Source organism: Veillonella sp. T34266-5 (assembly GCF_002959815.1).
In the GTDB taxonomy this organism is placed as follows: domain Bacteria; phylum Bacillota; class Negativicutes; order Veillonellales; family Veillonellaceae; genus Veillonella; species Veillonella atypica.
The window spans coordinates 188,112-199,564 of the sequence record NZ_PPCZ01000004.1; the positions used below are offsets into that span (position 1 = coordinate 188,112).

At 41.2% G+C, this 11,453-nt stretch carries 10 protein-coding genes; 9 read left to right on the forward strand and 1 reads right to left on the reverse strand.

The window, feature by feature from the left end:
• Positions 1 to 53 precede the first annotated feature (53 nt).
• Entirely contained in the window at positions 54 to 188 is a 135-nt protein-coding gene (rpmH, locus tag VIHSUH07_RS02650; protein WP_004692946.1) for a 50S ribosomal protein L34, read from the reverse strand.
• A 1,448-nt stretch (positions 189 to 1,636) separates the two neighbouring features.
• Here rpmH and dnaA point away from each other — a divergent pair.
• The 9 genes from dnaA (at position 1,637) to VIHSUH07_RS02695 (ending at position 11,304) form a co-directional block, all read left to right on the forward strand.
• Positions 1,637 to 3,262, forward strand: coding sequence for a chromosomal replication initiator protein DnaA (gene dnaA, locus VIHSUH07_RS02655; protein ID WP_105083797.1), 1,626 nt, complete (start codon positions 1,637 to 1,639; stop codon positions 3,260 to 3,262).
• A 317-nt stretch (positions 3,263 to 3,579) separates the two neighbouring features.
• A complete protein-coding gene (dnaN, locus tag VIHSUH07_RS02660) occupies positions 3,580 to 4,701 on the forward strand; it encodes a DNA polymerase III subunit beta (protein WP_105083798.1) in 1,122 nt (373 codons plus the stop codon).
• Between the two features lie 31 nt (positions 4,702 to 4,732).
• The gene (locus VIHSUH07_RS02665; RefSeq protein WP_005379450.1) at positions 4,733 to 4,963 is read left to right on the forward strand and encodes an RNA-binding S4 domain-containing protein; all 231 of its coding nucleotides are present in this window, start codon (positions 4,733 to 4,735) and stop codon (positions 4,961 to 4,963) included.
• Between the two features lie 3 nt (positions 4,964 to 4,966).
• The gene (recF, locus tag VIHSUH07_RS02670; protein ID WP_105083799.1) at positions 4,967 to 6,067 is read left to right on the forward strand and encodes a DNA replication/repair protein RecF; all 1,101 of its coding nucleotides are present in this window, start codon (positions 4,967 to 4,969) and stop codon (positions 6,065 to 6,067) included.
• Positions 6,054 to 6,953 (forward strand): DUF721 domain-containing protein, encoded by a 900-nt coding sequence (locus VIHSUH07_RS02675; protein ID WP_105083800.1) that lies wholly within the window; start codon positions 6,054 to 6,056, stop codon positions 6,951 to 6,953. The genes recF and VIHSUH07_RS02675 overlap by 14 nt, the downstream gene beginning before the upstream one ends.
• A 134-nt stretch (positions 6,954 to 7,087) precedes the next feature.
• The gene (remB, locus tag VIHSUH07_RS02680) at positions 7,088 to 7,339 is read left to right on the forward strand and encodes an extracellular matrix regulator RemB (RefSeq protein ID WP_105083837.1); all 252 of its coding nucleotides are present in this window, start codon (positions 7,088 to 7,090) and stop codon (positions 7,337 to 7,339) included.
• A 109-nt stretch (positions 7,340 to 7,448) separates the two neighbouring features.
• Complete coding sequence (gene gyrB / locus VIHSUH07_RS02685; RefSeq protein ID WP_105083801.1) at positions 7,449 to 9,350, forward strand: DNA topoisomerase (ATP-hydrolyzing) subunit B; 1,902 nt, start codon at positions 7,449 to 7,451, stop codon at positions 9,348 to 9,350.
• A gap of 10 nt (positions 9,351 to 9,360) precedes the next feature.
• On the forward strand, positions 9,361 to 10,842 hold the full coding sequence (locus VIHSUH07_RS02690) for an amino acid permease (RefSeq protein ID WP_105083802.1): 1,482 nt from the start codon (positions 9,361 to 9,363) through the stop codon (positions 10,840 to 10,842).
• A 144-nt stretch (positions 10,843 to 10,986) separates the two neighbouring features.
• A complete protein-coding gene (locus tag VIHSUH07_RS02695; protein ID WP_105083803.1) occupies positions 10,987 to 11,304 on the forward strand; it encodes a YbjQ family protein in 318 nt (105 codons plus the stop codon).
• Positions 11,305 to 11,453 lie beyond the last annotated feature (149 nt).

Here is an 11,453-nt window from a genome sequence, read left to right on the forward strand (position 1 = left end):
AAAAACTTGGCAAGAGCGCCAAGTTTTCTGAAAGCTCTTGCTGAGCCATTATATTATGCAGATAAGCGTTTTCTGCCTTTAGCACGTCTTCTTTTTAATACGAGACGGCCACCGATAGTTTTCATGCGTTCACGGAAACCATGGGTACGTTTTCTCCAAAGAGTATTTGGTTGATATGTACGTTTCATTAGTAAAACACCTCCTCGTTATATATTTGTTTTACTTATACCATAACAGGGTAATTATAGAGGGAAAACGCAAATCTGTCAATAAAAAACAGGTGTTTTCTTAGCATTTTTAGTATGTGCGAAACCGATATCACACTATTTTTGAATATATAATTTGTTTGCTGCCAACATTTTCATAATTTAGTAATGAGGAAAGGGCCATGATTTTTCGCTCCACCGGCCGGGTCTGACTACGGCCTGCGGCCTTCGCAGGGCCAAAGTCGCTGCAAAATCATGGCCTTTTCCTCATTCTACTATGACTATGAAAACGTCAAACAAATTATATTACATTCAAAGATCATCCTATCGGTTTCGCATCACTAAAAATAAACAAGTAAATACCTGTTTTTTTATTGAAACAGATTGCGCGCACCTTCCATTAGCGGGGAAGACAGAATCTACTATTTTAAAGCAACATACATACACCTCTTTTGAAATAGAACAGGCCTGTTCTATTTCCGGAACACCCTATACACATACCTATTTTGAATTACTACACGCCTGTTCTATTTTTCAGAACACACTATACACATACCTATTTTGAATTAGTACACGCCTGTTCTATTTTCCAGAACACCCTATATACATACCTATTTTGTATTAGTACACGCCTGTTCTATTTTCCGGAACACTATATACACATACCTATTTTGAATTAGTACACGCCTGTTCTATTTTCCGGAACACCCTATACACATACTATTTCGAATTAGTACACGCCTGTTCTATTTTTTAGACACCACATATTATCCTTCTTCCCATTATGAAATTTGTTTATTTTAACTAGTTTTAGATTAAAATAGGTTTGATGGTCACTTTTTCGCGACTTTGGCCCTGCGAAGGCCGTAGGCCGAAGACAGACCAGGCCGGTGGAGCCCAATAGGGGCAAAATGCATTTTGCCCCATTTTCCTTCTACCCATATGAAATTTGTTTATTTTAGCAAATTTTAGATTAAAGTAGGTTTGGTGGTCACTTTTTCGCGACTTTGGCCCTGCGGAGCCCGAAGGGCGGAGTCAGACCCGGCCGGTGGAGCTAAAAAGTGACCATCAAACCGAATTCAGATCAAACTGCTAAAATAAATAAATTCCATAAAAGTTATCCACAGATTGAATGACAATCTCCCTCATTTTTGGTACAATTATATATGAATTTGGTAAAAATTATATGTTTTAATAAGTTTTTTCGGATAGTTTAGAAAAGTTATCCACATTTTTTCTCTTTTAACCTGTGAATAGTATAAACTCAGTATTTATAAGGTTGGAAGGGAATTTTATTTTTTCTTATTCACAAGTTGTGCACAGGTTATTCACAGGGTTTTGTGGTTTTTCCACAGTTTTAGAATAAGTTATGCACATAATTACCAAAGTTATACACAATTTTAATAAAAGTTATACACAAGAGGCACAACATGCAAGCAGCTGATATTAATGATATATGGGAACATATATTACAAGTAGCGAAACAAACACTGCCACCTGCGATTTATTCAAGTTTAAGTACTTCTCTTATACCGATGAGTATAGATAATAATTCTATACACATTGGAGTTATGCAGAGTTTTATAAAAAACGTCATTGAATCTCAGCAAATGGTAAGTAAGATGTTAACAGATGCCATCCAGCAAGTGACGGGCAAGCAATTAAATATGGTGTTACTGGACGTATTTCCTCAAAAGGGAGAAACACCAGCACCGCCACAAGTAGCAGATACTTTCACAGGTAATACTACGGATAGTAGTTATACAGGTACAAGCACATTAACAAATACTAACGTAAGTGATATGGACAGTAGTATCGAAAAATCCTCAACACCTGCGAAGCAGGAGGTTCCATATCAAGAGGAGTTTTACACACCGGTGTACGCGGATCCTGTGTATATCCAGCGCAAAGAGGTGGATGAGTTAATTCCAGATGAGCCGATGTTTCCTGTAGAGCAGCCACAAACGGCGCAAACCTTGCAGTCTACGGATATTCCTATCGATTTATCATCGTCTCAGCTCAACAGAGGCTATCGATTTGATAATTACATTACAGGCAATGCAAACCGCATTCCTTTTGGGGCGGCCCAAAATGTGTCGGAACATCCAGGCGGCGATTATAATCCGCTATTTATCTACGGTCCATCCGGTCTTGGCAAAACGCATTTAATGCACGCTATCGGCAATGCCATCGTTGAAAGATATCCTAATCTCAAGGTGATGTGCACGACGAGCGAAAAGTTCATGAATTTATTCATCGAATCCATACGCAAGCGGCAAGGCGAGTTGTTCCGCAATACGTTCCGCAACATCGACGTATTGCTCATCGACGATATTCAGTTCTTGGAAAATAAAGAGGGAACAAAAACAGAGTTTTTCAACACCTTCAATGAATTATTGGACAATAACAAGCAAATCGTCCTCACCAGCGACACCATGCCGAACGATATGGATCAGTTCGAAGAGCGCTTGCGTTCTAGATTCCAAGCGGGTTATGTGGCGACCATGGAAAATCCAGATTTGGAAACGCGCATCGCCATTTTGAAAGCCCTCGTTGAAAAGGAAAACAACAAGAATCGTAATCTCATTATCGACAACGATGCCATCAACTACGTGGCGTTGCAATTCGACGAAAACATCCGCGTACTACAAGGGGCTTTCAACAAGCTCATCGGTACGGCATCCTTGGAACAACGGACGAGCAGCATCGATTTGGAATACACGAAGAAAACATTATCCGACATCATCACGACGGAGCGCGTAACCCTCATCGACATCGAGTCCATTCAAGACTTTATCAGTACCTATTTCAACATTAAGAAACAAGATTTGTTAGGCAAGAAACGGAAGGCTCAATTCGCATTTCCACGGCAAATTGCCATGTATTTGTGTCGCGATGTGATTAATGAAAGCTACCCACAAATCGCAGCGGCTTTTTCCAGAGATCACACGACGATTTTGCATGCGTACGATAAGATCAGTAAAGAAATCGACAAGAATCCGGAAACGAAACAGATTATCCTAGACATCAAAGCAAAGCTTTCATCACTTAACTAAATCACTCAACTAAAACGGGTGTGGATAACTCTGTGGATATATTGTGTATAAATCTGTGGATATGGCAGAAATCAATATTTTCTGTGACTATGTGGATAACCTAAAACAAGGTATACACACACTTATCCACAACTGTGGAAACGCATGAAATCTAGAAAACTTTCACATGTACACACATTCACAGCGCCTACTACAAATACTACTAAACTAACAAACAAATCAAAAACATATCAGAAAACCGATCTATCGTTGATTATCTATAGAGGACTAACGAAAATCGCACAACGAATATTACAAACAAGGAGAGTATTTACGTTATGAACATCAAATTTCCTAAGGCCAATCTACAAAAGGCCATCAACGTTCTACAAAAGGTATCTCAAAATAAGACAAGTTCAAATCTACCAGGTTCCATTTATATAACGACAAAAAACAATCAAGTGGAATTACAAGGCAACGATTTCGAATTGGGCATCAAATTAACAATCGACGCCGAAATCTTAGAACCAGGTACATTAGTGGTTGCTTCTCGTTATTTCCAAGAATTAATCCGCAAATTACCAGGCGAAACAATTCAATTAAGTAAACCAGAGGATGGCAATACGCTAAAAATCACGTCCGGTTCTTCTGAATTTAATTTAGTAACCTTGCATCCAGATGATTTTTCCTTGGTAGAACAAATTCACGACCAAGATTATGTGAATATCGATAGCCAAGCTATGAAAGAACTCATCGACCTTACAAACTACGCTGCAGCAAGCGACGATGATCGACCTGTATTTGCTGGTGCTTTGCTAGAAATTAAAGATGCAAACGACAAAGAAGTGACCATGGTTGCTACCGATACACATCGCATGGCTGTTAAAAAGGTAACTATCGATGAACCTGCCACATCCCCTATGCGCGTCATCATTCCAACAAAGGCTTTGGCAGAAGTATCTCGTTTATTGCCAACCGATAATCCTTCTATTATTAAAATCATTTGGAACCGCACACAAATCGTGTTCATGTTCGAATCCATCTACATTATTTCCCGCTTGATCGAAGGCACATACCCAGAATACGAAAAGGTAATTCCTGCTCAATTCGACTCCAGTGCCGTTGTAGACCGCAAGGACTTTGCCGGCGCTGTTGATCGTGTATCCTTGTTGGCAAAGGATATGAGTTATAACGTAATTCGCTATGACTGGTCCGAAGAACAAGTGACTTTGTCCAGCCAAAATGCTGAAATCGGTATGGCGAAGGAAGAAATTCCTGTGGAATTTAAGGGCACACCGTTCACCATTTCCTTCAATGGTCGTTACATTTCAGATATTTTGCGTCACAGTACAGGCGATAACATCCATATGTACTTAAAACAAAATGGTCCTGTTGTGATTCGCCAAGATAATAATCCGAACTATACGTACGTAGTTACACCTGTTCGTACGAATTCTTAATTCTGTAATTTGTCCACCATAGGAGGACGTTATGAAACAACAACCTGTACCAATCCATACGGAGTACATTCAAATCGATCAATTGCTCAAATTGGAAGGCGTCATTGAAACAGGGGGCCAAGTAAAAGGCCTCATCGATGATCAAGTTCTTACATTAAATGGCACTATCGTTACAGAAAAACGTAAAAAATGTCGCGTTGGCGATGTGATTGGTGTAGAAGGCCTCGATGTGGAATTCATCGTTACCAAAGAGGAGGCATAATCGGTGAGAATTAACTCACTGCAATTGTTCCAGTTTCGCAACTATAAGGATTTAACAATAGATTTGCAGCCTGAAATCATCGTCTTGTACGGTACCAATGGGGCTGGTAAAACCAATATTTTAGAGGCTATTTACGTCGGTACCATTGGTAAAAGCCACCGCACAAATGACACATCGGATATGCTATTATTCAATGCTGATGAAGCGGGCATTGTGGTGAACTTTGAGAAAAAGGATACACCGCAAAAGGTCAATATCAAGCTATTTCGCCAAGGGCCTAAGGATATCCGCTTAAATGATACTAAGATTTCCCAGAAGGAATTGATAGGTACATTAAATACGGTCATATTCTGCCCAGAGGATTTACAGCTTATCAAGGGGAGCCCATCGGGTCGGCGTAGATTTTTAGATATGGAAATATCCCAAACCAGCGCTACCTATTATCATAAATTGTTACAATACAATCGGTTATTGCAGCAACGGAATACATTATTAAAGGAATATCGCGGTAAACAAAATATTCCTCTTGCTGAATGGGATGTACAACTGGCGGATATGGCGGCTTTCATCGTAAAAAAACGGATGGAAAGTCTAAAGAAAATCAATTTGCTCATCGATTTGATGAATCGTAAATTGACGGGTGGCCTTGAAAATCTAACTATCGGCTATGAACAACCGTATGGGGAGGAAGGCCATATCGTGTACACGAAGGAGGCCTTTTACGATTTATTGCAAGACGCATTGCCTCAAGATCGTCATCGCATGACGACGAGCGTAGGACCTCATCGCGATGATTTACGATTCTTTTCCGATGCTATCGATTTAAAAAAATTTGGATCCCAAGGACAGCAGCGGACGGCCGTGCTTTCACTAAAACTGAGCGAATTAGAATTCATCAAATCTGAAGTAGGCGAATATCCCGTATTGCTGTTAGACGATGTGTTGAGCGAGCTTGACGAGGCTAGACGGAACAATTTGTTGCAGTTCATTCATAAACGCATTCAAACCGTCATTACCACGACGGATATACATGATTTTGAAAACCTGCAAGGGGTTCAATTTATTCAATGTCAGGAGGGGCACATCCATTATGGAAAGCCTTGATATGTGCTTAGCTGGTGGCCTACATGAGTTAGGTTTACTGGAACAATTCAAACTGAATACACTTATTCATCATTGGCGTGATGTGGTGGGCCCCATTTTTGCTGGTCATACGCGCATTATCGATATCAAGCCTCCAAAAATCGTGCTCAGCGCCGATACTTCGCAGTGGATGCAAGAGGTTAAAATGAACCAAAAACGCATCCTTAAGGCTATCAATGACTATTATAAGAGTGATATCATCACCGAAATGGGCCTTATCATGCATCGGCAGAGCTATGTGAAAGAAACGGTTAATACCGAAATTTTGAAAATCGATATGCCCGATATAGATGGCTATATCGACATGTCGAAAATCGCCTTGTCCGATGATGATATGAAATCCATTGATGTTATGGTTGAAAGCTTAGCAGAAGAGACATTAAGAGAACCATTTCGTAAGGTGCTCATTAGTAGTCGTAAAAAGGAAATCTATTTACTAGAACATGGATTTCATCGATGCGATCGCTGCCATACATTGATGAACAGGCAAACAAAATATTGTGTGTCCTGCGAATATGAAATGCATCGCAGTCATATTAATGATATAAAAACACAAATCAGACGACGTCCGTATATAAAATATAGCGAAGCTCAACAATACATAAAATGTACCTTTAAAGATTTTTCCATAGCCATGCGAGAATTGATCTACTTCTATCTAGATAAGGTCTACCATGGATCTATTAGCCGAAACCATATGTACATGGCCACCATGCTCATTACCCACAAACGGCTTGAAGAATTGACAGACCAACACGTTATCAACCTGTGTAATAAATACAGATCAAAATTCTTGAGCGAAGAAAAAACTAAGGAGCTAAATATGCTTAGGGGTATATTGGAATAACATTAGGCTGTATGAGGTGGATGGGGAGTACTTTCGCAGCGACTTTGGCCCTGCGGAGCCCGCAGGGCGTAGACAGACCCGGCCGGTGGAGCGAGAAAGCACTCCCCATCCGCCTCAAAAGAATAAGGAGATTTATGTACTTACATATTGGCGATAATTTTAGTATCCCTATGAATTCAATTATTACTATGATTCATGCGGAATCTGGTAAGCATCATAGGACGGGCATTTCGCATTATGACGCAGAGGTCGTGTATGTGGTGCCCGAGGATAAGGTAAAAACATATATTGTAACAGATGATGGTGTGTATGCTTCTGGTATATCACTTAAAACATTAAAAAAACGGATTGATGAGTTTTATATGCTTTTAAGTAGCAAATTATAGGGCTTTCACGATACAAGCAATCTATAGTATAATAAAGAGATAATCTAGCACCGCAGATGTGTTGTGTATGAGCATGTTGCGGTTTATGTCGTTAGGAGGAGTTTGTTTAATGGCTGAAGAAAATTATGGCGCTCAGAATATACAAGTTCTTGAGGGTCTAGACGCGGTCCGTAAACGCCCAGGAATGTACATTGGTAGTACGTCCATTCGCGGTTTGCATCACCTCGTTTATGAAGTAGTAGACAATTCAGTGGACGAAGCGCTCGCAGGGTATGCGACGCATATCGAAGTGTCCATTAATGAAGATAATAGTATTACCGTTGTCGATGATGGTCGTGGTATTCCAACAGGAATGCATGAATCCGGCATGTCTGCGGTAGAGTTGGTTTTAACAAAATTGCATGCTGGCGGTAAATTCGGCGGCGGCGGTTATAAGGTGTCCGGCGGTCTTCACGGCGTAGGTATTTCCGTAGTAAATGCGTTGAGTGAATGGACTAAGGTGCAAGTATCTCAAAATGGCATCATTCAAGAAATCGATTTTGCACGCGGTCATAAAACATCCGAATTGCACGAAATCGGCAAGGCTGAAGGTACAGGTACGACGGTTATTTTCAAACCAGATCCTGAAATCTTTGAAACAACGGTGTTCAATTTTGATACCTTGAAAATTCGCTTACAAGAATTGGCATTCCTTAATAAGGGCCTTCGCATCACATTGAGCGATATGCGCCAAGAGGAACCTCGTATTGAAAGCTTCCACTACGAAGGTGGTTTAAGTTCTTTCATCGCATTCTTGAACGAAAACAAAGAAGTTGTTAACCCAACTGTTATCGACATTGAAAATACAAAGGATGACGTTGTGGTAGACGTGGCATTGCAATACAACGATAGCTACAGCGAAAACTTGTTGTCCTTCGTAAACAACATCAACACTGTTGACGGCGGTACCCATCTATCCGGCTTCCGTGCTGCCTTGACGCGTACCCTCAATGATTACGGACGTAAATCCGGTTTGATTAAGGAAAATGAAAGCAATCTTTCCGGTGAGGACGTACGTGAAGGTTTGACAGCAGTTGTGTCTGTGAAAGTATTAGAACCTCAGTTCGAAGGTCAAACTAAAACTAAACTTGGCAATAGTGAAGTTAAAGGTATTACCGATGTTATCGTGTCTGAAGGTCTTAAAACATTCTTTGAAGAACATCCACAAGATGCGAAGAAAATCATCGAAAAAGCAACGATGGCAAGCCGTGCTCGCGAGGCAGCTCGTAAGGCCCGCGACTTAACTCGCCGTAAAAATGCGTTGGAAGTATCTAGTCTTCCTGGTAAATTGGCAGATTGCTCCGAAAAAGATACATCTATGACAGAAATTTATCTCGTCGAAGGTGATTCTGCGGGCGGTTCTGCAAAACAAGGCCGCGACCGTCGTTATCAAGCGATTTTGCCATTGCGCGGTAAGATTCTTAACGTAGAAAAAGCGCGTCTTGATAAGATTTTGGCAAATAACGAAATTCGCTCCATGATTACCGCATTCGGTACAGGCATTGGTGACGAATTTGATATTACAAAATCCCGTTATAACAAAATTATCATCATGACAGATGCGGACGTTGACGGCGCTCACATCCGTACATTGCTTCTTACATTCTTCTACCGCTATATGAAACCATTAGTAGAAGAAGGCCATATCTACATCGCACAACCGCCTTTATATCAAATTAAAAAAGGTAAATCCCATTGGTATGTGTACTCTGATGCAGAATTGACTGCTAAGCTTGATGAAGTAGGCCGTGATGGTATTACAATTCAACGTTACAAAGGTTTAGGTGAAATGAACCCTGAACAATTATGGGAAACAACAATGAACCCTGAAAATCGTACGATTTTACAAGTTAGCTTAGAAGATTCCATCGAAGCTGATAAAATCTTTACGGTTCTTATGGGCGACAAGGTTGAACCTCGACGTAAATTTATTGAAGATAACGCAAAATATGTGCGCAATCTAGATTTGTAAGAGGTGACCCATGGCAGATAATCAGAATACTAACGTAGAGTATACTTCTAATACTCAAAAACATTTAAAACGATCCCTCAAAGCGCGTCATATGAATATGATCGCCTTGGGTGGTGCCATCGGTACAGGCTTATTCGTAGCCGGTGGTGAAGTAGTAAGTACGGCTGGTCCTGGTGGCGCTCTTGTGGCCTATGGCCTCATCGGTATCATGGTATATTTCCTCATGACATCCCTTGGGGAAATGGCGACGTACTTGCCGATTCCAGGTTCTTTCGGAACCTACGCAAAACGCTATGTAGACCCTGCCTTTGGCTTTGCTTTAGGTTGGAACTACTGGTTTAACTGGGCTATTACATTGGCTGCCGAAGTGTTGGCAGGGGCGCTTATCATGAAATATTGGTTCCCTGACGTGCCGGCCATCGTTTGGTCCGCATTGTTCCTGTTAATTCTATTTGGGCTTAACTATTTGTCCACTCGTTCCTTTGGTGAAAGCGAATACGTATTCTCGTCCATCAAGGTTATTACCGTTTTCGTATTCCTATTCTGCGGCTTTATGCTCATCTTTGGTATCGGCGGTACATCCCCTGGACTTGAGAACTGGACAGTAGGGGAAGCACCATTCGTAGGCGGTTGGGAATCCATCCTCGCTATCTTCATGGTAGCTGGCTTCTCCTTCCAAGGTACTGAACTTATCGGCGTAGCCGCTGGGGAAGCAGAAGACCCTGAAAAGAACGTGCCAAAAGCGATTAATTCCATCTTCTGGCGCATTTTGTTGTTCTATATTGGGGCTTTCACAGTTATCGGTTTCCTCATTCCTTACACTGATCCAAACCTATTGAATTCCAGTGTAGAAAACGTATCCATCTCTCCATTTACACTCGTATTTGACCGCTTTGGATTCGCGTTCGCCGCTAGCTTTATCAATGCTATCATCTTAACAGCCGTATTGAGTGCTGGTAACTCTGGCCTTTATTCCTCTACGCGTATGCTCTATGCACTCGCTAAGGAAGGTCAAGCGCCACAAATCTTTGCTAAACTCAATAAACGCGGCGTTCCAGTACCAGCATTGGTATTGACTACAGCTATTGGCTTGTTTGCATTCCTTACAAGCTTCATCGGCGAAGGTACAGCGTATACATGGATTGTTAACATCTCTGGTCTTTGCGGTTTCATCGCTTGGGTAGGTATTGCCATTTCCCATTATCGTTTCCGCCGTGCGTTCATTGCACAAGGCAGAGACCTTAAAGAATTGCCTTACAAGGCGTGGTTGTTCCCATTTGGTCCAATCTTGGCGTTCATCCTATGCGTCATCATCATCTGTGGCCAAAACTACTCCGCTTTCACAGGCGACACCATCGACTGGTATGGCGTATCCGTTGCGTACATCGGATTGCCTATCTTCTTCGCTGTTTACCTAGGTTACAAATACATTAACAAAACTAAACTCGTTCCGTTGAAAGAAGTAAACTTAGACCGCGATTTTGATAAATAAAAACGCAAAAAAACTAGACCTGTTCATTATGAAAGTAGTGAATAGGTCTTTTTTTGTACATGCCATAATATGTAATTGTATTTCTGTAAAAGTCTTGCTATAATAAATCAAAATATATTGTAGTCAATTAGAGAGGATACAATTATGATTATTACTACAACTATGCATATTGAGAATAAACCTGTACAAGAGTACAAAGGCATCGTATTTGGCGAAGTCGTTGAAGGTCGTAACTTCGTAAAAGATTTTATGTCTGGCATTCGTGATATCGTTGGTGGCCGTAGCGGTAGCTACGAAGATTCCCTAATGAATGCCCGCCAAGCGGCACTCGATGAAATGGCAAAACGGGCTAGTAAAATCGGCGCTAATGCCGTTATTGGCGTATCATTCCAATACAGCACAGTAGGTGCTCAAAACGGCATGCTTATGGTGACATGTAATGGGACGGCCGTTGTAGTTTAATAAGGGGAGAAAGCTGAGCATAACTTCCCTGCTCCACCGGCCGGGTCTGACTACGCCCTTCTGGCTCCGCAGGGCCAAAGTCGCATGAAAGTCATGCTCAGCTTTCCTTATTAAATACAACAGGCTAAACTAGAAGAAAATCAGCAGAT